Raw genomic sequence first — 23,341 nt, 5'->3', positions numbered from 1 at the left:
CAACGCAATCCCCCACGCATCAGGAGCAACCCCATGACTACCTTCAACACCCCTGAATTCCGCAGGCGAGCCTTCCTCGCCGGCCTCGGCGCACTGTCCACCTCCGCCCTCGTCACGGCCTGCGGCGGCACAACAGCCAGCACAGGCACCGGTTCCACCACACCCGTGGACGGCGGCAACATCACCTTCCTGATCCAGGGCTACGACACCGGCTGGGTTTCCAGCAAAACGTCCATCTCCAGCTACGAGGGCAACCTTTGGGGCCAGATCACGGACAAGTTGGTGTACGTCAACGAAAAGGGTGAGCTCAGCCCGTGGGTTGCCGAGAGCTGGGAAGAACTCAATGGTGCCAAGGACTTCGTCATCCATCTGAAGAAGGGCGTGACGTTCTCCGACGGCACCCCGCTGGACGCAGCCGCCGTCGTCGCCAACCTCACCGCTTGGGCCAAGGGCGATTCCACCCGCGGCGTCAGCAAGGTGGGCCTGTTCCCATCCAGCAACTTCGTTGCTGCCGAAGCCGCTGACACAGCCACGGTGAAGGTTTCGTTCTCTTCCCCCGCGCTGGGATTCATCGCGACGCTGGCGTATCACGGCTGCATCCTGCTCTCACCCAAGACCCTGGCCCTGCCCGTCGAGGCGCAGGCGGACCTCAGCCAGGAAATCGGCAGCGGCCCGTTCGTGGTCAAGTCCTGGAAGCAGGGCGACAGCTACGTCCTGGAGAAGCGCAAGGACTACAACTGGGGCCCGGCCGCCCTTGGTCATACCGGACCGGCACGACTGGACACCATTACCTACAAGGTCATCAAGGACACCTCGGTCCGGACGTCAACCGTGGTTTCGGGGCAGGCTGAGGTCGCCTTCAACATCGAACCCCAGGAGATCGAGTCGCTCAAGGCCCAGGGCTTCACCGTGGGAACGCCGCGCTACCTGGGCTTCGTGGACGGTTTCCAGGTCAACACCCAGACCTTCCCCACCAACGACCCCGCCGTCCGCAAGGCCATCCAGCATGGCATCGACCGCGAAGAGATCCTCAAGACCGTCTACACCAGCGACTGGAACGCTGCCACCACCTTCATCCAGGGCAACGTACCGGAAGCCGGCGAGTTCAGCGACACCTTCAAGTTCGACGCCGGGAAGGCCAACAAAATCCTCGACGACGCCAGCTGGGCAACCGGTTCGGACGGGTACCGTGCCAAGGACGGCAAAACCCTCGAATTCACCCTGACACCCAACCCGTATGTGCCCTCCACCAAGGCCGAGGACGAGCTCATCGCCCAGCAGCTCAAAAAGGTGGGTATTAAGGTCAACCTCAAGGTGGTGGACGTCGCCGGCTACGCGGCCGTGCAGGCCAGCAAGCCGCCGCTGTTCCAAACCTCGCGCAGCTTCGTCGACGTCGGCACGGTGGCCGGAGTGTTGACCAGCCAGAACAAGGGCGAAGACTGGTTCGGGCTCGGAACCAGCGATCAGAAGCTGAACGACCTCTCCACCGCGATCGCCACAGCCTCAGACCGTGCCTCCAGGGAAAAGGTTGCCGATGAACTGCAGCAGTATGTCCTGGAGCAGGGCTACTTCATCCCCCTTAACCAGCTCGTCCAGCGCCTGTACCTGATCAGCCCCAAAATCAAGGACGTCCAGTACAACGGCTTGGCCTACGCCAACTTCTACACCGCCTGGATTTCACAGTGACAGGCGACTACAGGCGCTTTGCCCTGACGCGCGCGGCCCAGGCGATCGTCGTCGTCCTCCTCGCCTATGTGTTCACGTTCCTGATCATCAGCGTCCTCCCGGGCGATGCCATCACCAATACGCTTAGGGACCCCCAACACGGCTTGAGCGAGGAAGACATCCAACGGATTGTTGCCTTCTACGGCCTTGACCAGCCGGTAGTCATCCAGCTGTTGTTGTCCTTGGGCCGCTTCCTGACCGGTGAGCTGGGGTTCTCCCTGCAGTCCAACCTCCCGGTGTCCCAACTGGTGGGCGACGCCTTGCCATCGACGCTTACGCTGGCGACCACAGCATTGGTCATCGCCATTGTGTTCGCTGGTGCCATCGCCTACGGCGCCCAGTATCTGCCGGGCAAGTGGGCTGCAATCGTCCGGTCCATTCCCTCGTTCTTCCTCTCGGTGCCCAACTTTGTCATCGGCTTGGTACTGATCGAATTCTTCGCCTTCCGGCTGCATTCGTTCACCACTACCGATCCCAACAGCCCGGTGGCTACTCTGTTCGCCGCGATCACCCTGGCCATCCCGGTTTCAGCACCCTTGGCCGAGGTCCTGATCGCCAGCCTGGACCATGAATCCCGGCAGGAATACGCCGTGGTGGCACGTTCCCGCGGGCTGACCGAGGCCAGGCTGTTCGCCAAGCACCTCGTGAAGCCCGCAGCCCTGCCGTCGGTGGCCATGGTGGCTCTCATTGTGGGCGAGTTGCTGGGCGGTTCGGTGATTACGGAGACCATCTTCGGGCGGGATGGGATCGGCACAGTGGTCCAAAAGGCCGTGACCGGTGAGGACCAACCCGTACTTCAAGCGGTCGTTTCCCTATCAGCCGTGGTCTTTGTCGCCGTGAACCTGGTGGCGGACCTTGCCTCGCCCCTGTTGGATCCTCGCGTCAAAATCCGGGAGACCAAACTCAAAGAGAAGGTGGGCGCATGACTGCCATCCTCAGCAACGCACAGCTCCGCAACGTCGGATCGGCGTCCCGGAAGCTCACTGCCGGCCTACCCCCGGCAACGGTCATCCTGTCCTTCGCCGTGATCCTCGTAGTCATCCTGTGGTCACTGGTACCGGGCCTCTTCACCTCCCTGAGCCCCGTCACAGGCGACACCGCAAGCAAGTTGGCGGCACCGAGCGCCGCCCACTGGTTCGGCACCGATTACCTCGGCCGCGACCAGTACGCCCGGGTGGTCCACGGAACCGCCTCCTCAGTGACAAGTGCCTTGGTTGCCGTGCTCATCGGACTGGTGGTCGGCAGCATCATTGGCCTGGCCAGCGGGTTCCGCGGCGGCTGGGTGGATGCTGTCCTGGGCCGCTTCGTTGACGTCCTGCTGGCCATTCCGGGCTTCCTCCTTGCCGTGGTCATCGTCAGCTCGCTGGGTTTCCAGACGATCAACGCGGCCATCGCCACCGGAGTGTCCGCCGTCGCCGTCTTTGCCAGGCTGATGCGGGCAGAAGTGATGCGGGTCCGCAGCGCCAGCTACGTTGAAGCGTCCTACCTTGAGGGCGGAAACCGTCTGCACGCGCTGCTGGGACATGTCCTCCCCAACGCCTACAGATCCGTGCTGGTCCTGGCGGTCCTGCAGTTCGGCACGTCCATCCTGATCATCGCCTCCCTGGCCTTCCTCGGCTACGGCGATCCACCCCCTGCCTCGGACTGGGGACTCCTGGTCGCCTCCGGCAAAACGTACGTCACCGCGCCATGGCTCGTGTACGCGCCGGCTTTGGTCATCGTGGTCACCGTCCTGTCCGTGAACCGCATCAGCCGCTGGCTGCGAAACGCCAAGTGAAAATTCGAAAGGACACCGACGTGTCAGCTGACCTATTAACAGTGGAAGGCTTGTCGATCGCCTACGGTCCCACCGGCGTCGTCCATGACGTCTCGTTTTCGGTGGCCAAAGGCGAGAGCCTGGCGCTGATTGGCGAATCCGGTTCGGGCAAGTCGACCATCGCCAAAGCCGTCCTGCGCCTGCTCCCCCACGGCGAAGCGACGGCGGCGGGCCGCGTGGCGTTGAACGGGCGCGACATTCTGGCACTCCCCGAGAAACAGTTCCGTCCCCTGCGAGGCCGACAACTCGGGTTCATCCCGCAGGATCCCGCGTCTGCCCTGAACCCGGTCCGAACCATCGGCGCCCAAGCACAGGAAGCTGCGGCGCTGCTCGGCGAAACCGATCCGTCAGTTCGCCGTGGCAGGATCCTGGACGTGCTGGAGCAAGTGGGACTGCCCGATCCCGTGCGGGTGTACGACTCCTACCCTCACCAGCTCTCCGGCGGCATGCTCCAACGCGTGCTGATCGCGCTCACCGTGCTCCCCCGGCCATCGCTGATTGTGGCCGACGAACCGACCTCCGCCTTGGACGTGACAGTGCAAAAGCTGATCCTGGACATGCTCACCGAACTCCGCCGGGACTTGGACATCAGTCTGCTGCTGATCACGCACGACCTCGCCATCGCGGCCGAACGTGCCGATTCTTTGGTGGTGCTCAAGGACGGCGCAGTGCAGGAAAGCGGCCCGTCCCGGGACGTCTTCGCCGCACCGCGCACGGATTACGCCCGCAGCCTCCAGGCGGACGTGCCTGCGCTTCATCCGGACAGGTACCGGGACCAGCGCACTGCGTTTCAACCAGCGCGCGACGGCGACTACCGCACTGGGCATGTTTCCTCACCATCAGCGCGGCTCCAGATTGATGTTCGGGATGTGACGAAGCGCTTCTCAGCGGGCGGGATGGACGTCCTTGCCTGCGACGGCGTGTCCTTCTCCGTGGAACGCGGACGGACGCACGCTCTTGTTGGCGAGTCCGGTTCCGGCAAGACCACTGCCGTCCGGTTGCTGCTTGGGCTTGAACAGCCCGACGGTGGGCAGATCGCGGTAGCCGGCCAATCGACGTCGGGCAGGTCCCGTGCCGAAGTGCGCGACATCCGCAGGCACCTTCAGCTCGTGTACCAAAACCCGTTCACCTCGTTGGACCCGACCTGGCGGGTCAGCAGAATCATTCGCGAACCGTTGGACCAGTTCGGTGTAGGGACCAAGCCCGAGCGCGCCCAGCGCGTTCGCGAGGCTTTGGAGGCTGTGGGTTTACCGTCCGATGTGGCCTCCAGGCGACCCGCGCACCTGTCCGGCGGGCAGCGCCAGCGAGTAGCGATCGCCCGGGCGCTGGTGGTGCGGCCCGACGTCGTGGTTCTGGATGAACCTACGTCCGCACTGGACGTGAGCGTCCAGGCGGGGATCCTCGAGCTGCTGTCCAAACTGCAACGTGAACTGGATCTGACGTACCTGTTTGTTTCCCACGACCTGGCCCTGGTGAGGCAGGTGGCTGACACCGTTTCTGTCCTGCGAAAAGGGCAGGTAGTGGAAGACGGAGCGGTGGAAGACATCTTCTCGCGACCGCAACACCCATACACCCGCGCACTCCTCGACTCCATCCCCTTGGCCACCCCCGCAGCCGCACTTGGCGAGGTTGCCACGGAAGCCAAACAACTAGCGAAGGCCACAGCATGAGCACCCAGATCCTGACCACCACCCGGCGCCCAGCATTGATCGAAGCCTTTACCGCACCGAAGGGATTCGGTGACCAGACGCTGCGGGACCGCAGGGCAGATGCGATCGAACTCCTGGGCGGCATCCCGGATCCCAGCGTCCTCCCCACGGAGGAACTGGCCGCCGCGACGGCCCGGGTTCTGTCCAGGCCCGGTGTGCCGGCGCTCCAGTACTCCCGGACGGAAGGCATCTCGCCGCTGCGGGAGTGGATCGCCGAACGCGAAGGAGTCCCGGTGGAGCGGATCCTGATCACCAACGGCGGCTTCCACGGCCTCTCCCTGGCCATCCAATCCGTGGTGGAACGCGGCGGCCTGGTGGCGGTGGACAATCCGATCTTCCCCCTGTTCCTGCGGGGGCTGCAGTTGTCGGACGCGCGAACCCTGCCCGTTTTCGTAGGACCGCAGGGTCTCGACGTCGATCACCTCTCGGACCAGTTGCGCGCAGGCGCCCGTCCGTCCGCGCTCTATACCGTGCCGGACTTCCACAATCCTTCCCAAGGTACGTTGCCCGGGGAAGCCCGGAGGGAGCTGGTCCGGCTCGCCGAGCACTACGGCTTCGTGATCCTGGCCGACAACCCGTACCGCGAACTACGCTTCGCCGGTAAGCAGGAGAGCGTAGAGGAATTCAATAACTCTGACCACGTCGTCCACATCAATACGTTCACCAAAACGCTGGGGCCAGGACTTCGCCTCGGATGGACCGTGGCACCCGAGCGCCTGTCCGGCGATCTCGTGGCTTTGCGCAGCAGGCAGGATTCGCACAGCTCCACGCTGGTCCAAGCGATCATCGGCGAGCTGGTGACCTCGGATCCTGGTATCTTCGACGCAACGTTGGAGCGGGCCCGGGGCCTGTATCGCAACCGGGCAGAGACACTTGTCGCCGCGCTGCATCGCGAGGCGCCGGGGGCGTTCGAAACCGTTCTTCCCGACGGCGGGCTGTTCCTCTGGCCCAAACTGGCAGACTCTTCAGTGGACCCGGACCAACTGGCGGCCGATGCCAGTGCCGAGGGTGTGGAGTACCAGCGGGGTTCGTTCTTCCCTTCAGGACCGGGGACCGACGCTGACCGGCACCTACGCTTGGCCTACGGTGAGGTTCCCGCCCCGAAGCTCGAGGAAGCGGCTGCACGGTTGGGACGGGCGTTGGCGAAGCAACGGAAGTAGGCGAGCCCGCACCCCGCAACTGCTCCGGGCAAGCCGAAGACCGGACAGGCTTCTGGTTACCGCTATCCGGCCTTGGCTGGCGGACCCATGGGCAACAATTGCCGGATGTGGGGGACATCGGCAGTTGCTTCGGGAGCCGCTTCATTGATTAAAGACCTCCTGATCCTGTGTACACCCGAGTAGTCGGTACTCAACTTTCGGAGCCCTTCGGTGGTGGACTACCTACCGGTTCATAGCGGTGTTTGCCGGTGTCAGGCGCGGTCTTGCAGCGGGCAGGCCGCCCACGTTCCCTTCGCTCGGCGGCAACGGCGGCCTTCCGTCGCCCTCCTTGGATCCGGCCAGCTATTTCCCGGGAATCACAGAGGCATGCAGCGCCTGTTTCAGGACAAATCAGCAACAGAACTGCCCCATGCCAGAGTGCGGAATTGTTGCAACGGTAAAGCCGGATACATTGATGCTGCCACCTTGGGGAGCACCCTGGCCGCTCAATGGTGTCCGGGCTTCAGCATGAAGCCCGATCCACTGGCACGCCCATTGAATGCGCGGTGACGTTGGGCCGACACAACGCACCGCCACCATCGGCGGCAGCAGCGCCCAGGCAATGCCGCTGGACCGCATCGAGCAGTCCCTGGAGCAAGGCCCATGCATCGACGCCCTGGAATCCGGGCGGCCCATCCTCCTCGAGGACTCCTCATCCTTACCCCGATGGGCTGACTCATGCGGGATCATCATCTCGCAAAACAGTTGCAGCCACGAGGAAGCATTCCACATGCTGAAGAAAGCCTCCAATGACCGGAACCAGAAACTCCGCGACCTCGCCCACGCTTCGGTCGAAGGTGTGGCCGACAGACAACCCCAGCGCAGTCCGGGCTAGTACAACCAGGCCTCGGCATCAGCGTTGGTAGCTGCTTTTCATTTTCCTTACGTGAAGGCAGCCGAGGCACCAAAGCCAAGCCAGCTCAACGATCGTTTTCTTGAACTTGCGCGGGCAGGAGCGACTCAGGCGTGTTGGGGCGGACGACACACCATTCGTTGCCCTCTGGGTCCAGGAGAACTTGGAAGCTTCCCGGCGAATCACGATGCATCGACCCCACCCGGACGGCGCCAAGGGCCACAGCCGTATCGGCCGCCTGTGGAACGTCCTTAACGAGTACATCGATATGCAACCTGTTTTTGACCTGCTTGACTTCCGGTACGCGCTGAAAAGCCAGCCGCGTCCACCCCGGCGGGTCTATATATGACCAGTCCTCGCTTCGGTGTTCGGGTGTCCCACCAAGAACCAACGACCAAAACTGAGCCAGCGCGGCCGGGTTACGGCAGTCCACCACCACTTCATCAATTCTTCCAATCATGCGCCAAGCCTAAAGGCGGCCGGCATCCTCCAGGCAACAGCAGCGCATGAACCGCCGACAACCAATAGGCCGCCAGCAGCTGGGCGCACCTGGGATTCAACATCACGCAAAGGTGGATCTCCCTCGCCCACACAAACTCGTTAACCATGCGCCTTTCGGACCTTCACATCCAGATCCGCCCGTTGGGCGGTGCGGGCCGTGGCTTCTGACCGGACGCCTTGGTGCCAGGCTTTTCAGGGCAGTTACAGCCCTCCTGTGACGGCCCGTTTCGCCGGGTTTCGCTGGATTTAGCAGGGTTGAGAACGGTGACGGGCCGGCTTTGGCCGCTGGTGGCTCATCCGTAGTGTCGTGACATGCCGAAGCCTTCAGTTACCCCACTGTCAGTCCTTGACCTCAGCCCGGTGTCTGCCGGGCAGACTCCCGGCGATGCGTTGCGAAGCACCGTTGCCCTTGGCGTCGCTGCCGAGGCTTTGGGATACTCGCGGTACTGGCTGGCTGAGCACCACCTCAACACCGGCGTCGCAGGATCAGCCCCACATGTCCTGGCCGGTTTGGTAGCGTCCGCCACCAAGGCCATCCGTGTTGGGACTGCGGCCACCCTGCTGGGAAATTACAGGCCGCTCCAGATTGCCGAGAGCATCGGAACGCTCGCGGCAGTGTTTCCGGACCGGCTGGACCTTGGCTTCGGACGTTCAGGCCCGCCGAAATCGCCCAGCGAGCCGGCTCCCGGAGTAGTTCCGGCAGCGACATCCACAGATGCCGTCGATCGCGTGGTCGACGGACTGCTGGTCCCCGCACCTCGCCCGATCTTTGGCGCCGTCCTTCCCCGCAAGTTCCGCTTGCAGGGTGAATTGCTGGGCCGTTTCCCCGGCGACACGGACAATTTCGAGAACGATGTCCAGGACATCATCGGGTTTTTCACTGGCGAGTACAGGACCCAGCACGGCGAGGAAGTAACGGCAACTCCTGCCCTGGGCCAGTCGCCCCAGTTCTGGGTCCACGGCTCAACCGCCGGTCCCAGTGCACGGTTGGCCGGTAAGCTGGGACTCCCCTTCGGGGCGAATTACCACGTCGCGCCAGCGGGCGTGCTGGACTCCGTTGCGGAGTACCGCTCCCACTTCAAGCCGTCAGCCACACTCCAGGAACCGCACGTAATTGTTTCGGCCGACGTCCTGGTGGCCCCGGACGAACGCCATGCCCAACGTTTGGCCCGGGGTTACGCGCAATGGGTTTACGGCATCCGCAGCGGCCACGGCGCCATTGCGTACCCCTCCCCCGAAGATGCCTTGGAATTGCGCCTGGATACCGCCGGCGAGGACCTCATCAAGGACCGCCTGGACACAAGGTTCGTCGGCGATCCCCGTCAGGTCAGCGAGGGACTGCGGACGCTGCAGCGCGCCACCGGCGCCCAGGAACTGCTCATCACCACTATTGCCCACGACCCCATCGACCGGCAGAACTCCTACCAATTGCTCGCCGAGGCCTGGGGTCTCTAGCTCCCCTCTTTTCCGCCCACCAACAAAAGGAACATTCATGTCCATCGAAACAGCAGTACAGGAAGACACCCAGCTCATCACGGCTGAAGAGGCGGCCAAGCTCATCGAAGAAGGTGCCTTGCTCATTGACGTCCGCAGCGAGGGCGGCCGCGCCAGCACCGGGGCCGTCCCCGGTGCCGTGGTGGTCAACCGTGAGCATGTGGACGAAGACTTCAGCCCTGCATCGTCTCATCGCCTGCCGCACGTTAGCGGGCAGGAACAAAAGATCGTGGTGTTCTGCGGCTCCGTCAACGGCTCTAGGCCCGTCGCGCAGAAGCTCAAAGTCCTCGGATATGCCAACGCGGTCCATGTCGACGGCGGGTTTCCGGCCCTTCGCGACGCGGGCGTCCCGACCACCGGTCCCACGGCCCCGCCCGTCGAAACAACTCAGGCGTCCACCGGTTCGGTGGCCTCCGAGCGCTGAGTACCTGCCGCCGTCGGGCGGTCGGGCGTGAGCATTGCCGCAGTCGTCGCGGCTTCCTTCCCGGAAGTCACGACGGCGGCACTCGCCTTTTGCGGTCCCGCGCCTCACGCAGCCAATCGAGTCCGCCCGCCAGCAGGGCGACGCCCAAGAGGCTGCAGCACATCACGATGCCCTGATGGAAGGCCGCCCTGGAGGCTTCGCCGCGAGACTCTCCGTGGGCCTGCAGGAACATGCCTGCCGCCGCTGCTGAGCACAATGCAGCGGCGAATCGTTGGCTGAGCTGGTAGAAACCTGCGGCCACTCCGGGTGCCCCGACAGGAGCATGCGCGAGGGTCAGCGTCTGGTTCGGCGCCACCAGGAACCATACGCTCCCTGCTCACCAATGCGCTTAGGGGAGTTCACCTTCTGGCGAGCGGCCTGACAGTCGCTGCGGCCGCCGTCGAACTTCATGCGCGCGACGTGGACCTTCACGAGCCTGCGTTCCTTGTTCTGGAGCGGGGAGATAGCTTCGGGACGGTTCACCCGCGTGAAGTGATGGGAGTAGTGAGCCTGCGATCACTCGGCGACGTTGACCCTACTGCTCCGGCGCTTGCAGCAGGTATCCCGTACCGCACGGTTGCCGCAGGCCAGCCACTGGCCGGCTCCCAGGCGGGCGGGGTCCCGGAAGTGCTCGCGGTCCTGGTCGACGGCCGGATTGCCGCCGTCCTCAGCTGACCCCAAACCCTCAGTCACCTCCTGCGGACGCGGATCGTGAGAGTGGACTGCACCGAACAGGTGCCTACGTGAAAGAGGGAGCGGGAAAACGGGTGATTACGTGAGAGAGGAACGGTCTTGAAGCAGGCGGCCACGGGCCGCTGCCTGGTTCGCCCGGAGCTCCTCGGCGGACCTGTCCTGTTCCCGATGAGCGACTTCCTGCTTCAGCTGGGGGATCACATGTTGGCCAAACTCGACGGCGTCCTTTATGAAGTCATACCCGCGGAGGCCGAAGATCTCGAAACCGAGCTCATGGTAGTCGAGGATGGCCTGCGTGACGGTGTCATACGAGCCAACCAACGCCGTCGCACTTCCGCCTCCGCCGCCCGCAGCCTTGGCGAGCGCTGTCCAGAGTGCCCGGTCGTGATGGTCTCCACGCTCCGCTGCCGCGAGGAGCCGTTGGGTTCCGGCCGCTTCGGCCTTCCCCGTATAGTGACGCACGGGATCGATCACCTCTCCGGCGGAACGCCGGGCCTGGAATGTCCCAAGGATGGCCTGCGCTTTCTCCCACGCAAGCTCATCGGTGGACGCCACGATTGGCCGGAAGGCAATCTGCCAACGCAACGGTTCAACGCGCCCCAATGAAGCGGCACGTGCCAGGATCTGCTCCTGCTGCGAAGCCGCATCGGCCAGCGGTTCCCCAAACAAAGCGTAGATGTCAGCCTCAGCAGCGCCCACATCCCAGGCGGCATCCGATGATCCGCCGAACGATATTCCTGGCCGCTTCCCGCTGAATGGGCCCAGGCCCGAAGCGAAATTCTCGAAGCGGTAGTGCTCGCCGTCCCAATCAAAGGAGTCGCCCGACCAGGCCCGCCGGACGATCTGCATGTACTCCTGCGTCCGTCCATATCGTGCATCCTTGGCCAGGAAATCACCCTCGCGGGCCTGATCCGCCTGGCTCCCGCCGGTAATGAAATGGACGGTCAAGCGACCCTTGGCAATATGGTCCAAGGTCAGAAAGGAGCGCGCTGCAAATGTCGGATGGGAGACGTTGGGCCGGTGCGCCAGACGCAACTGTATTCGCTCGGTGTGGGCGGCCACCCATGCCGCATGGACGGAAGGATCCTGCGTCGCCGAGTTGTACGCGAACAGGACGTGGTCCCAGTTGTTGTCTTCGTGGATCTTAGCGATGTGGACCGCGTAGGCGGGATCGAAGAAGGGCGTGGTGGCGGGCGTGGTCTCCGTGGAGTCGTTGCCGGCACCCATGCCGAGGAATTCGATAGGCATAAAGGTTTCTCCTGAAAGAGTTAGCGGCGGAGGATGCGCTGGGCCAGGAAGTTGCCCAGCAACTGCGCGGCCTGCACCATGACGATGATGATCAGAACGGTCACCAGCGTGACTTCCCAGTTGAACTGCTGGTAGCCGTACATGATGGCGAAGTTTCCCAGGCCACCGCCGCCGATGTACCCGGCCATGGCTGACACGTCCACGATCGCGATGATCATGAAGGTGTACCCCAGGATGAGTGGCGCAAGCGACTCCGGAATTACCACGGCCCAGAGAATGTGCAGCCGGTTATCGCCCATTGCCCGGGCCGCTTCCACCACGCCGGGATCGGAGGCCACGAGGTTCTGCTCCACGACACGCCCAATCACGACGCCGGCCATCAGCGCCATGGGAAGGATGGCCGCCGTCGTTCCGATGGTCGTTCCCATGACGATCAACGTCAGCGGTGCGATCGCCGTGATGAAGATGATGAACGGGATTGGCCGGATGATGTTGACCAGAAAATTCAGGAAGGAGAACACGGCCTTGTTGGCAAACAGGTTTCCCGGCCTGGTGGCGTAGAGCGTGACGCCAAGCGCAAGTCCGGCAACGCCGCTGAGCAGCACGGTAATGACCACCATGTAAATGGTCTGTTGGAAGGATTCGCCCAGGACGGGCAGGAGGGTCGTCCAGTCGGTCATGGCTGTTCTCCGGCGTTGGCAGGGACGGGTAGGTGCGGCACGGCGCCGTCGGCAGGTGGCGTCTGTCGCTCGACGGCGGCCGTTTGGCGTTCGACGGCGGTTACCTCGCCTAAGTCGGCGAGCGCCGCGTCGATCGCGTGATCGCTGCCGGTGAGTTCGTACGTGAGTGTGCCGAGGATCTTGTTCTGGATCTCGGTAACCCCGCCGAAGACCACACTTGAGCCCACACCGTGGCGCTCGAACGTGGCGGAAACCAGGGGCGTGGGCGCAGCCTCGGAAATGCCGATGGAGACAAGCTGGCCGGGATGCGCCGCAGAGAGGCGGCTGACGGTTTCCGGTTCCGGTGTGCCGTGGACAGCTGTGGAGACGAAGCGTTGGGTGGAGCCGCTCTGGGGATCAGCGAAGACTGTGTACGTAGGCCCGGCTTCCACTACGCGACCGGATTCCATCATCACCACGGTGTCGCAGATTTCGCGGACGACGTGCATTTCGTGGGTGATCACCACAACGGTGGTGCCGAGTTCTTTGTTGATGCGTCGGAGCAGGCGCAGGACGTCGCGGGTGGTCTCCGGGTCCAGGGCACTCGTGGCTTCATCCGCGAGCAGAATGTCCGGGGCGTTCGCCAGCGCACGGGCGATGCCCACGCGTTGCTGCTGCCCGCCGGAGAGCCGCCGCGGGTAGGAACCGGCTTTGTCCGCGATGCCCACGAACTCCAGCAGCTCGTCGACGCGCGGCTTGATCCGGTCTTTTGGCCAGCCGGCCACCTTCAACGGGTAGGCAACGTTCCCGAAAACAGTCCGGGACTTCAAGAGGTTGAACTGCTGGAAGATCATTCCGGTTCCGGCGCGCACCTTCCTCAGCTGGCTTTCAGGCAGCGAGGAGATGTCCTGTCCTTTGACGAACACCTGCCCCTCGGTGGGTCTTTCCAAGCCGTTGAGCAGGCGAACCAATGTGGATTTGCCGGCGCCGGAGTAACCAACAATGCCTACGACCGTTCCCTCGTCGATGTCCAGCGTGACATGGTCGACGGCCCGGACCGGCTCCGTGCGTTGGCCTGTGCGTTTGCCACCTTGGACCGGGAACACCTTGCTGACGCCGCGCAGCGAAACGATCGCGCTCACCGCAGCCTCCTTTTGGGTTGATTGGATGCCCATTCCAACAGCGCCCCCGGCCTCGGATCGAACCCAGTGACCCCCTGTGACCTGCGGTTTCTTTCCTTAACGGCAGGCGACGGAGTGTTGCGAAGGCGTTCGGTTCCCACCCGCCCAACTGCCTAGCGTGAGGCAGGGGGAACACCCCGTACCTTTCATTCGCATCAATACCCTTGTATGGAGAAGCACCATGAAGAACCGCCTGTTAGTTGCCGCCGTCGGCCTGATCGCCGCCATATCGCTCTCGGCATGCGGGGGTGCTTCCAGTGGTTCGTCAACCACGGGAAACACCAAGGTGGTCATCGGCGTGGACGACGGTGCTGAAGAGCACTGGACCATTTTGAAGAACAAGCTCAAGGACCAGGGCGTCGACCTGGAGGTCAAGAACTTCACTGACGGCGCCCAAATCAATACGGCGACCCAGCAGGGGCAAGTGGACATCAATCTGTTCCAGCACCTGAAGTACCTGTCCCAGTTCAACGTGAACAGTAACGGCACACTGGTTCCGGTGGGTGCCACTGCGGTGTATCCGCTTGCGCTGTACTCGGAGAAGTTCAAATCCGTGGAGGAACTGCCGGCCGACGCCGAGGTTGCCATCCCCAACAACCCCACGAACCAGGCCCGGGCATTGCTGAATCTGCAGACTGCCGGATTGCTGCAGCTCAAGGATGGCGGCAACTCGCTGTCCACACCTGCTGAGATCACCTCGAGCAAGATCAAGGTTGTCCCGGTTGACAGCAACCAAACGGTGAATGCCCTGAAGGGCACCACCGATGCCGCCGTCGTTAACAACACGCAGGCCCAGAAAGGCGGCCTCGGCGACGACAAGATCATCTTCAAGGAGGACCTGAACTCGGACTCCCTGGCACCCTACATCAACGGCTTCGTTGTGAAGTCGGACCGCAAGGACGACCCCACCTGGAAGAAGATCGTGGACGCCTATCACACACCCGAAGTTGAAGCTTCGGTCACCAAGCTCAACGACGGGAACCTGCAGTTCAAGGCCGACTGGACTGCTGCCAAGCTGCAGGAAGTCCTCACCGCCGAAGAAGCAGCCATCAAGAAGACCAAGTAGCTGTTTGCGGGGGCGTCTGCGCCACACAGGCGTCCCCGCAATCAACCCGGAACAGGGCCATGAACCAGACACTTACGCGTGAACGCCAGCAGATCCATTTCTTCGCCTACCTTGTAGGCACGGGCATCCATCTGGCGTCATGGCGCCACGAAACAGCTTTCCCGCAGGCCAGCATAGATTTTGCCCACCAGGTGCAGCTGGCCAGGACAGCTGAGGCCGCCAAGTTCGACGCCATCTTCCTGGGCGACTCCCTCGCCATCGACGAAACCTCCAACCCCGGCATTCTCAACCGCTTTGACCCCATAGGCCTTGTCACCGCCCTCGGCGCCGTTACCAGCAACATCGGTCTCATTGCGACCTCATCAACCTCCTACGACGAGCCCTTCAACTTCGCCCGCGCCGCCCTGACCGCGGACCACATCAGCGGTGGGCGGGTCGGCTGGAACATTGTCACCACAAGGGATCTCACCAACAGCACGGCAGCCAATTTCAGCGCCCGGGACCACCTCGATCACAGCCTCCGCTACCGCCGCGCCGAGGAGTTCGTTGAGGTAACCCAAGGCCTCTGGAGTTCCTGGGATACGGACGCCTTCCTCTACGACAAGGAAGCCGGGACTTTTTTCGACCGTCACAAACTCAACCGTGTGGGCTATCAAGGTGAGTTCTTCAAAGTTGCGGGACCCTTGAACATCGGCCCCTCGCCGCAGCACTCCCCCTTGCTGGCCCAGGCTGGAACCTCGGGACCTGGCCAAAGATTGGGCGCACGATTCGCGAACGCCCTTTTCGCGAGCCATCCAGATATTCCGCAGGCCAGAACCTACCGGGAATCGGTGCGTGCGCAGGCATCGGCGTTCGGCCGTAACCCCGACGAACTATTTGTCTATCAGGCAATCTCACCCGTGGTCGCGGATACCCGTGAGGAAGCTGTGGAACATATCCGCGAGTTGGACAACCTCATCACCGACCAGCAGGTACTGGACTTCCTGCAGGAGTACTTCACCGGTCAGCTCGACTTCACGGGACTGGGAGCCGATGCCACAGTGGCCCAGTCGGGCATCCCCACCATCACCAACCCCAGAACAGATTTCCGGTCCGCGGGCGAACAGATCCACGGCCGCGAGGATGCGGTCACCCTCAAGGACCTCTACTCCATCCTCACAGGTGACAAAAGGAACTACGACTTCATTGGCACCCCCCAGCACGTAGCCGACTCGTTGGAACGCTGGCATGCGGAAGGAGCCGCGGATGGCTTCAACCTCATGTTCTCGCTCCTGCCACAGGACTTGGAGCGCTTCGCTTCCGGGGTCATCCCGCTGCTCCAGGAGCGTGGACTCGCGCGGACTGAGTACGCGGGCACAACCCTGAAATCGCACCTCGGACTCGATCCGCAGCCGAAAGGACAATCATGACCACCACACCAACCGTCGCCACCGGCACCTACGTGATTCGACAGGCGCGCCCCGAAGAGTACGACGCCGTAGGGCGGCTGACGTACGAAGGCTTTGGCCACCACCTCCCCGGCGCTCACCAGCCGGACGAACAGAGGCTGGAACTCCTGCTGGATGCCGCGGCACGGGCCCGCGAAGGAGTCCTTCTGGTCGCCGAAGACGAAGATAGCGGGCGTCTGGTGGGCACGGCCAGCCTTCTGCCGTTTGGTTCCAGCCTTAGCCGACAGGCTGAAGAAGGTGAGGTGGAACTCAGGTTGCTGGCTGTGCTGCCGGAAGCACGCCGGACTGGTCTTGGCCAAAAACTCCTCGACGAATCCGCGCGCCTTGCCGCAGACCGTGGTGCCGCGCGCGTGGTGCTGGACACCGCCGTCGACAATGAACCTTCCCAACGCCTCTACCGCCGGCTGGGCTACGTCCGCAGGCCCGAACGTGAGAAGGAACGGCCCGCGCCCAAGGTGCAGCTGGTGGTCTACACGCTCGATCTGGATGGGCGCGGGGAGAGACTCGCAACAGGAGGGTAGAAGCGTCAGGATGATGCACTATGCGTCTTGAGGCCTACAGCACGAGTGACTTGTGCGGATCTTTGCCATCACACATGCGAACGGGCGTCACGTCGCTCTGGCCCTCACACGCGATAATGTCGAATTAAGTGTGGACAATATCCACACTCCCTTTGGCGAGACAAACCTCTCCCGAGTGCCGCCTCTCAACTCCAGCATAAACGAGCCAAAACAAGAACTTCGGCGCAGGACCTCGAAGTCATGTTGCACTCAGCTCCCCCATCCATGAAGGGGTGTAGGACAACAACGTCCTACCGGACGGACCGAGACAGGAACCCATTGCCCCAATACAGAGACTGCGGAGGGCCGTCCGGCCACGACCCTGGACCCGCGCCCCACAACCAAACGGGCGACCCACGGCGCCAGGCACACCCCACGCCGGTCAGAGGGACCCGACCAGCCAGAATGTACACACGTTAAAGCAAAACCCCTCCGAAGAGGCGTCATGCAGGGGCCTTGTCCTTTCGGCAACGCTTGGAGGACTTTCCGCCCATGCTAGGTGGACTTCACGTGAGGACCGATGTTCCCGGCATTTCCTCGGGTTCTCTGTATCCACGGGCCGGTGTGTATGCCAGCACTGGGGGCGTGGCCACCCGGCTGATGCCCCGGACCGCGGGCCGGGAATAGTGAAGGACAAGGTCGCCTGGCCGGACATCTCGCAGCGATTCCAAGGAAGAAATCCGTTGACCAGCCCTAACTAACAACGGCGCCCAAAGGTTCCTTCGGGATACACATCCGGGAAGTTGTCTGACTGAATAGCCCACCAAAAACACATACCAGGAAAGACGGGTAGCTTCACTGGAGGCTCTAACGGGCTCCTGGTCATCCCTCATTCTTACCGTATAGCCCCGGTCAGGGCGCCCGTGGAGAGATGGCGCCACCCGGAGATTCACGTTGCGAAAGGACACGACAGGGAAACCAGCCACAAGGAAGCTCGTCTTCGGAATGCTCTTCGCGCAGGGAGACCTTCGAGGGCAGCGCTAAGGAAGCGCGTGCGGCGCGGATCAGCGAGCTTCTGAGCTCTTCGAAAACCTCCATCGTTGCCGCTTAGATCGCCGCGAAGCATGCGTGCCATCCGCTCCGTGGCGTGGCGAACTACCAGGATGTTTACAGGCTGACCTATCTTCGCGACCCCAGCGGAATCCGGATCATGCTGGCGCAGAAACTTCCATCAGACGATTGACGTCATGACATTCCAGCCCTGACCGGCCTGGACACGCGCAAGCCAACCACCGGCGCCATTACCCGGGTAAAGCCAAAGGGTTCCAGCAGCGTCCCGAGCCAGCACATCGGCACGACCATCGCCATTAAAGTCACCGGGACCGGTGATTGACGTCATGACATTCCAGCCCTGACCGGCCTGGACACGCGCAAGCCAACCACCGGCGCCATTACCCGGGTAAAGCCAAAGGGTTCCAGCAGAGTCCCGAGCCAGCACATCGGCACGACCATCGCCATTAAAGTCACCGGGACCGATGATTGACGTCATGACATTCCAGCCCTGACCGGCCTGGACACGCGCAAGCCAACCACCGGCGCCATTACCCGGGTAAAGCCAAAGGGTTCCAGCAGAGTCCCGGGCCAAGACGTCCGGATGACCGTCCCCATTGAAGTCACCCGGACCGATGATTGACGTCATGACATTCCAGCCCTGACCGGCCTGGACACGCGCAAGCCAACCACCGGCGCCATTACCCGGGTAAAGCCAAAGGGTTCCAGCAGAGTCCCGGGCCAAGACGTCCGGATGACCGTCCCCATTGAAGTCACCCGGACCGATGATTGACGTCATGACATTCCAGCCCTGACCGGCCTGGACGCGTGGAAGCCAACCACCTGTGCCGTTGCCAGGATAGAGCCAGAGCACACCAGAGGTATCGCTGGCGAGGACGTCGGGATGACCGTCGCCGTTATAGTCGCTTCGCCCCATCGCCGGCCCGGGTTCGACGTGAAGGGCTGAGACGGAGTTGCCGTCGGAGTTGGCCACGTAGACCACGCCGGTGGCCTCGTTGAGGGCCAGGGCACTGGGACCTGCACCAACGGGGATCGTCTTGGTTGTGTTGCTGGCACCATCCAACACGGTGACCGTGTTGGTGGGGTAATTTACGCTGAAAAGTTGGTTGGTGGATTCGTTGACTACCATTTCCATCGCTGAAGAGCCGAAACTCTTTTCCGCCACAGACAGAGTAGCGCCATCGATGATGGCACCGACGTCGAGGTAGTTAGCGGCGAAAATTTTATTGGTGGTTGAATTTAAGGCGAGGGCCCATGGGGGGATCGGAAGATTGATGGTTGACGTCGCATTTGAGGCACCCTCGATCACAGTCACGGATCCGCCGTAACTGTTCGGTACGTATACCTTGTTGGTAACAACATTGACCGCGGGGTCCCGGGGCCCTTCTCCGGTAGGGACTTTCACGGTGTCATTGGAGAGTCCGTCAATGACCGTCACCGTGTTGTCATTGTGGTTTGTAACGTAGATCTTGTTGGTCACATCATTTACCACCAGGTCCGTCGGCCAGTTGCCGGTAGCAACGTCGATCGTCGCGTGGGTGAGACCGTCGAGGACTGTTACTGAACCCGCCAGAAGGTTGGCGACGTAGACCTTGTTCGTCTTGGTATTGACGGCAATGTCATTGGGCTGAGTGCCGACCGGAACGGTAACGGTGGCATTCGTTGCACCGTCGATCACAGTCACTGAGTTACTGTCACTGTTTGCCACGTACGTTTTGTTGGTGACGGGATTAACTACGAGGCCGATTGGCCTGGCGCCGGCGCTCACGGCAGTAGTGCTGTTCGTTGACCCATCGATGACCGTGACGGAACTATCACCGGAATTTGCTACGTAAATCTTATTGGTCGTCGCGTTTACTGCCACGGCGTGGGGGTTGGTCCCTGTTTGTATCGTGGCTGGCACGTCCGGCGCGGCATAAGCCGAACCAGTAGACTGAGAAAGCGCGGAACAGGCAAAGACGATCGCTGTTGTAGCCACAACAGCAGGCAAGAAACGGGGCATGGAACTGAGGCTACGTGAGAGATATCACTTTCGCCTGATTGTTCGTCAAGAATCGCCGCACAGCCTTCTTTTATGACGGCTCCGGCTCCGTCTTCGCACAGGTCCCGCCCGGCGTGGTCCTGGACGGTGAAGCGGTCACATGGAACAAGGACCGGCTGGACTTCGAGGCGCTGCAACGCCGCAAGGTCAGCTCCAGGGCGGCTTTGCCGGCCCTGGTCCATGACCTGCATCCACTCCGACGAGGCCCACGCTGGAGCGGGGAAGATTCACCCGTTTCCCTCGGCAGTATTCGAGGAGCTCTTCGTAACCGCCAAAGCTCGTTGTGCAGGCGAAGGTCTATCAATGGCAGGCTTGTACGCTGCATATCTCCGGGCCATGCCAAGAGCGAGTAATTGAAGCGGCTCTACGGCCTCGCCCCGGTCAGGCTTGCCGGCGTGCTACCCGGCTATGCTCTTAGAGCGGCACCCCCAATCAGGCCGGAATCAAGGGCGCTATAGTGTCCGGCTGCGGATCCTTTGATGCGACGTTAACCTTGGTCCCGTGAAGTCGGGGGGACTCTATTTTCTCTCCAAATCGGCGATGATTTTCATCATCTCATCCGTGGCTTTCACCACGTTCAGAACGGGGCGAACGTGGGGGAAGAATGAATCCACGTGCTCCTGCTCTGCAGACCAGAGTAATGAGACTCCTACGTACCCTAGGTACGATTGCGTCTCGTACGCGCGCAACTCCCTGCCATCTGAGCTAACCCAAGCAAAGGTTGGGCGGAGCCAAAGCCCGTGAATACCCGAAGTGGTCACGATCGTGGCCGATGTGCTGAAACAGCGTGCAGGATCGGCGGTCTCACATGGGAAGCCCTCCGAAAACGTCGGCGGCATCCAGCCGCTTGTAGACATCATCACCCGGGCGGACACAAAGACAGAACGCACGGTTTTGGAAGGTTTGGAAGTGCTTGACGCTGAACTCGCTGGCGATGTCCGCGCTCAAATGCTGACATTCAAGGACATTGTCAGGCTCGAGCGGCGGGACATTCAGCGGCTCCTGCGAAACGTCAGTCCAGCGATCCTGGGAATCGCCCTCAAAGGCGCTTCAGGCGTGGTCCTCGAAACGGTCCGCAACAATATCTCTGCTCGAAATAGCGAAATCCTGGCATTTGAGATGGCCTCCGCCGGCCCCGTTCGGGCGTCACAAGTGGAAGAGGCACAGGCCCAGATCATTCGTTCACTCCGCGAAGAAACCGCAGCTGGAACCATGGTCATCCGGCGCGCTGAGGATGACCATCTCGTCGACTGATCTGCCCCGCACAGCACCAGGCCCCGGACGACACAGAAGAACAGTCACGCCACCGGCCCAGTTTCCCGCATCAAGTTTCCGGGGTACAACTTCTGGGCAACCGTCACCCGGGAAATTACGACGGCGGCGGGCTGGCCCGCATGGGCAACCCACCGCCGTCGAACTTAACAGCGTTCTACAGGAAGTGCTACGAAACTGATCCTGCCGCCGGGAACCGCTCCCACGCCCGGTGTGCAGAAAGCAGTTCCCGGACCACCGGAATCACCGTGTCCGGGCCTTCTCCACTGATGATTCCGGGGGCATCGTGAGGGACGCCGGCCGCATCCAGAACTGCGGCACCTGGACCCCAGGCGCCAATGGCTTTGCCATGACGGAAAGCTTCAGAGACCATGAGAACCACACGCGGATCAGAGGTCGCACCCGGTTCACCAGCCTTGGCATCGCGGCCCGGAATGGCATCGGCTGCCGGAATGCCTCCGCCAGCTGCAATTATTGCGTCGAACTCGATCGAGCGTGCTGTGAGGTAGCTCCTTTGGACAGTCACTGCGGGACCATGCTTCGGCTCCAACACGCCACCGGACGGCGCAATGACAAGGGGGACCATGCCTGCCGCGTCAACCGCATCGCGTGCTGCGGCCACCAGCGACATGTCACCTTCACTGTCCGCGATGATGCCCACGACGCGACCAGCAACAGGCCATTTCCCGCCAATCTGGGACACAGCGGGGCTGGGCTCCACGTCCGGCGTGTCAACGGTGGCCGTGGGAGCCGGCATCCCGAGGCCCTTGGCGACGGCAGCGCAAAGCCCGGCATCAATGTTAGCCAGCGCCACGAGTTGCCGTTCCCGGATCACCGCTTCATAGCACTTGCCAAGCTCAAACGTGTAGGCCTGAATCACGTGGTCCTGCTCTACCGACGTCAAACTGCGGAAGAACAGCCGGGCTTGACTGAAGTGGTCATCGAAGGACGCCGGGTTTCTCCGTTCCTTAAGTCCTGCCGCGATTTCCTCAGGTACGTCCACGAATGCTCCCACGTCCTGCCCGGCCATGAACGGGCAACCACCATCAAGGGAATTCGGATGGTAAGGGGCCACTCCCCCATGCACGGCAGTCTGGTGCATCCCGTCCCGCAGCATGTCGTTGACCGGGGCGTGGGGCCGATTGATGGGAATTTGGGCGAAGTTCGGTCCACCGAGCCGTGAAATCTGCGTGTCCAGGTATGAGAACAGGCGGACCTGGAGCAGCGGATCATTAGTGACATCGATGCCTGGGACGAGGTGTCCCGGGTGGAAGGCTACCTGCTCGGTCTCGGCAAAGTAGTTGGTCGGGTTGGCGTTCAGCGTCATCAGCCCGATCGGCTGAACCGGAGCCAGTTCCTCAGGGATGAACTTGGTGGGATCCAGAAGGTCGATACCTTCAAACATTTGATCTTCAGTGTCCGGGAACGTCTGGATGCCAAGCTCCCACTCCGGGTACGCTCCTGATTCGATCGCATCCGCCAGATCACGACGGTGGAAATCGGGATCCATGCCGTTAATAATCTGGGCCTCCTCCCACACCAATGAGTGAACACCCAACTTCGGCTTCCAGTGGAATTTCACCAGAGTGGTCTTACCTGCAGCATCCACCAACCGGAATGTGTGGACGCCGAACCCTTCCATGGTCCGGTAGGAACGGGGAATTCCGCGGTCCGACATATTCCACATCGTGTGGGCTTGCGCTTCGGTATGCAACGAAACAAAATCCCAAAATGTGTCGTGCGCACTCTGAGCCTGCGGGATTTCCCTGTCAGGATGCGGTTTCCCCGCGTGAATGAGGTCCGGGAACTTGATGCCGTCCTGAATGAAGAAAACTGGAATGTTATTCCCCACCAGGTCGTAGGTACCCTCATCCGTGTAGAACTTCGTGGAAAAGCCACGGGTGTCACGGACCGTGTCGGCTGACCCTCTGGATCCCAGAACAGTGGAAAACCTCACGAACACCGGGGTTTCTACATCCGGCGCAAGGAACCCTGCCCTGGTGATTTTCGAAGCCGTGCCGTAAGAGCGGAACGTTCCATGCGCCCCGGCTCCTCTGGCGTGAACCACACGCTCGGGAATTCTCTCGTGATCAAAGTGAGTGATCTTCTCACGCAAGTGATGGTCCTGCAGCAAAATCGGGCCGCGCGGCCCGGCCTTCAAGGAATGGTCTGTATCTCCGAGCCTCAGACCTTGGGCCGTTGTCAGGTACTGGCCGGACTGGGCACGTGAGTTTGCGGGTGCGCCGGTGGGGCTCCCCGTGGCTGACACGGCCTCCGGCCCCTGCTGATCAGGCTTCGGCGGCAACGGCTCACGCGCCGCTGTGGGCTCTTCTACGGCGGGCTGCTCAATAGACGGAGCCCCTGGAATCTTGATGTTGTCCTCAGCTGGCACTGCACGTTCT

Annotated in this window: 20 protein-coding genes and 2 pseudogenes; 14 read left to right on the top strand and 8 right to left on the bottom strand. The window is 62.2% G+C overall.

Annotated features, from left to right (window positions below; genetic code table 11):
* Positions 1-33: 33 nt before the first annotated feature.
* From PJL15_RS16825 to PJL15_RS16800, 6 genes are all read left to right on the top strand, one after another.
* On the top strand, positions 34-1,686 hold the full coding sequence (locus PJL15_RS16825) for an ABC transporter substrate-binding protein (RefSeq protein ID WP_281452288.1): 1,653 nt from the start codon (positions 34-36) through the stop codon (positions 1,684-1,686).
* On the top strand, positions 1,683-2,651 hold the full coding sequence (locus PJL15_RS16820) for an ABC transporter permease (RefSeq protein WP_281452287.1): 969 nt from the start codon (positions 1,683-1,685) through the stop codon (positions 2,649-2,651). The genes PJL15_RS16825 and PJL15_RS16820 overlap by 4 nt, the downstream gene beginning before the upstream one ends.
* Entirely contained in the window at positions 2,648-3,502 is an 855-nt protein-coding gene (locus PJL15_RS16815; RefSeq protein ID WP_281452286.1) for an ABC transporter permease, read from the top strand. The genes PJL15_RS16820 and PJL15_RS16815 overlap by 4 nt, the downstream gene beginning before the upstream one ends.
* Positions 3,415-5,211 (top strand): ABC transporter ATP-binding protein, encoded by a 1,797-nt coding sequence (locus PJL15_RS16810; protein WP_432443832.1) that lies wholly within the window; start codon positions 3,415-3,417, stop codon positions 5,209-5,211. The genes PJL15_RS16815 and PJL15_RS16810 overlap by 88 nt, the downstream gene beginning before the upstream one ends.
* The gene (locus PJL15_RS16805) at positions 5,208-6,410 is read left to right on the top strand and encodes a PLP-dependent aminotransferase family protein (RefSeq protein WP_281452284.1); all 1,203 of its coding nucleotides are present in this window, start codon (positions 5,208-5,210) and stop codon (positions 6,408-6,410) included. The genes PJL15_RS16810 and PJL15_RS16805 overlap by 4 nt, the downstream gene beginning before the upstream one ends.
* Before the next feature lie 538 nt (positions 6,411-6,948).
* The gene (locus tag PJL15_RS16800; protein WP_281452283.1) at positions 6,949-7,284 is read left to right on the top strand and encodes an ANTAR domain-containing protein; all 336 of its coding nucleotides are present in this window, start codon (positions 6,949-6,951) and stop codon (positions 7,282-7,284) included.
* 85 nt (positions 7,285-7,369) lie between these two features.
* Here the strand turns inward: PJL15_RS16800 and PJL15_RS16795 are convergent, their stop codons facing one another.
* Positions 7,370-7,762 carry a VOC family protein gene (locus tag PJL15_RS16795; protein ID WP_281452282.1) on the bottom strand — a complete coding sequence of 131 codons (393 nt, stop codon included), beginning with the start codon at positions 7,760-7,762 and terminating at the stop codon, positions 7,370-7,372.
* Between the two features lie 353 nt (positions 7,763-8,115).
* Here PJL15_RS16795 and PJL15_RS16790 point away from each other — a divergent pair, with 353 nt between their 5' ends.
* Positions 8,116-9,258, top strand: coding sequence for an LLM class flavin-dependent oxidoreductase (locus PJL15_RS16790; RefSeq protein WP_281452281.1), 1,143 nt, complete (start codon positions 8,116-8,118; stop codon positions 9,256-9,258).
* Between the two features lie 37 nt (positions 9,259-9,295).
* Positions 9,296-9,721, top strand: coding sequence for a rhodanese-like domain-containing protein (locus PJL15_RS16785; protein WP_281452280.1), 426 nt, complete (start codon positions 9,296-9,298; stop codon positions 9,719-9,721).
* A gap of 67 nt (positions 9,722-9,788) precedes the next feature.
* Here the strand turns inward: PJL15_RS16785 and PJL15_RS16780 are convergent, their stop codons facing one another.
* The gene (locus tag PJL15_RS16780) at positions 9,789-10,076 is read right to left on the bottom strand and encodes a hypothetical protein (protein WP_281452279.1); all 288 of its coding nucleotides are present in this window, start codon (positions 10,074-10,076) and stop codon (positions 9,789-9,791) included.
* 188 nt (positions 10,077-10,264) lie between these two features.
* On the opposite strand from PJL15_RS16780, the gene PJL15_RS16775 reads away from it, so the two are divergent.
* Complete coding sequence (locus PJL15_RS16775; protein WP_281452278.1) at positions 10,265-10,435, top strand: hypothetical protein; 171 nt, start codon at positions 10,265-10,267, stop codon at positions 10,433-10,435.
* A gap of 96 nt (positions 10,436-10,531) precedes the next feature.
* Here the strand turns inward: PJL15_RS16775 and PJL15_RS16770 are convergent, their stop codons facing one another.
* Genes PJL15_RS16770 through PJL15_RS16760 form a run of 3 tightly spaced genes read right to left on the bottom strand, consistent with a single transcriptional unit; the run spans position 10,532 to position 13,502 of the window.
* On the bottom strand, positions 10,532-11,701 hold the full coding sequence (locus PJL15_RS16770; RefSeq protein WP_281452277.1) for an LLM class flavin-dependent oxidoreductase: 1,170 nt from the start codon (positions 11,699-11,701) through the stop codon (positions 10,532-10,534).
* Between the two features lie 20 nt (positions 11,702-11,721).
* Positions 11,722-12,381, bottom strand: a complete 660-nt coding sequence (locus tag PJL15_RS16765; protein ID WP_281452276.1) for a methionine ABC transporter permease — start codon at positions 12,379-12,381, stop codon at positions 11,722-11,724.
* A complete protein-coding gene (locus PJL15_RS16760) occupies positions 12,378-13,502 on the bottom strand; it encodes a methionine ABC transporter ATP-binding protein (RefSeq protein WP_281452275.1) in 1,125 nt (374 codons plus the stop codon). Before PJL15_RS16760 ends, PJL15_RS16765 begins: the two co-directional genes overlap by 4 nt.
* A 220-nt stretch (positions 13,503-13,722) precedes the next feature.
* On the opposite strand from PJL15_RS16760, the gene PJL15_RS16755 reads away from it, so the two are divergent.
* From PJL15_RS16755 to PJL15_RS16740, 4 genes and pseudogenes are all read left to right on the top strand, one after another.
* A complete protein-coding gene (locus PJL15_RS16755; protein ID WP_281452274.1) occupies positions 13,723-14,607 on the top strand; it encodes a MetQ/NlpA family ABC transporter substrate-binding protein in 885 nt (294 codons plus the stop codon).
* 59 nt (positions 14,608-14,666) lie between these two features.
* Positions 14,667-16,016: an LLM class flavin-dependent oxidoreductase gene (locus tag PJL15_RS16750; RefSeq protein WP_281452273.1), complete on the top strand. Its 1,350-nt coding sequence runs from the start codon at positions 14,667-14,669 to the stop codon at positions 16,014-16,016.
* A complete protein-coding gene (locus tag PJL15_RS16745) occupies positions 16,013-16,576 on the top strand; it encodes a GNAT family N-acetyltransferase (protein ID WP_281452272.1) in 564 nt (187 codons plus the stop codon). The genes PJL15_RS16750 and PJL15_RS16745 overlap by 4 nt, the downstream gene beginning before the upstream one ends.
* A gap of 1,090 nt (positions 16,577-17,666) precedes the next feature.
* Positions 17,667-17,798 (top strand): annotated as a pseudogene (locus PJL15_RS16740) (VOC family protein); the annotation flags it as partial.
* Here the strand turns inward: PJL15_RS16740 and PJL15_RS16735 are convergent.
* Together PJL15_RS16735 and PJL15_RS22745 are read right to left on the bottom strand one after the other, a co-directional pair.
* Positions 17,787-19,334, bottom strand: a complete 1,548-nt coding sequence (locus tag PJL15_RS16735) for an FG-GAP-like repeat-containing protein (protein WP_281452271.1) — start codon at positions 19,332-19,334, stop codon at positions 17,787-17,789. The pseudogene PJL15_RS16740 and the gene PJL15_RS16735 overlap by 12 nt on opposite strands.
* A gap of 33 nt (positions 19,335-19,367) precedes the next feature.
* Positions 19,368-19,628 (bottom strand): annotated as a pseudogene (locus PJL15_RS22745) (hypothetical protein); the annotation flags it as partial.
* Positions 19,629-20,420: 792 nt separating this feature from the next.
* On the opposite strand from PJL15_RS22745, the gene PJL15_RS16730 reads away from it, so the two are divergent.
* Positions 20,421-20,921 carry a FliG C-terminal domain-containing protein gene (locus PJL15_RS16730; RefSeq protein WP_281452270.1) on the top strand — a complete coding sequence of 167 codons (501 nt, stop codon included), beginning with the start codon at positions 20,421-20,423 and terminating at the stop codon, positions 20,919-20,921.
* A gap of 187 nt (positions 20,922-21,108) precedes the next feature.
* Here PJL15_RS16730 and PJL15_RS16725 read toward each other — a convergent pair whose 3' ends face one another.
* Complete coding sequence (locus PJL15_RS16725; protein WP_281452269.1) at positions 21,109-23,331, bottom strand: catalase; 2,223 nt, start codon at positions 23,329-23,331, stop codon at positions 21,109-21,111.
* Positions 23,332-23,341: the final 10 nt, after the last annotated feature.

The sequence above is a fragment of the Paenarthrobacter nitroguajacolicus genome, assembly GCF_029952445.1.
Lineage (GTDB): Bacteria > Actinomycetota > Actinomycetes > Actinomycetales > Micrococcaceae > Arthrobacter > Arthrobacter nitroguajacolicus_B.
Note: the sequence above shows the minus strand (reverse complement) of the source record. Positions and strands in the feature narration are given on the sequence as shown.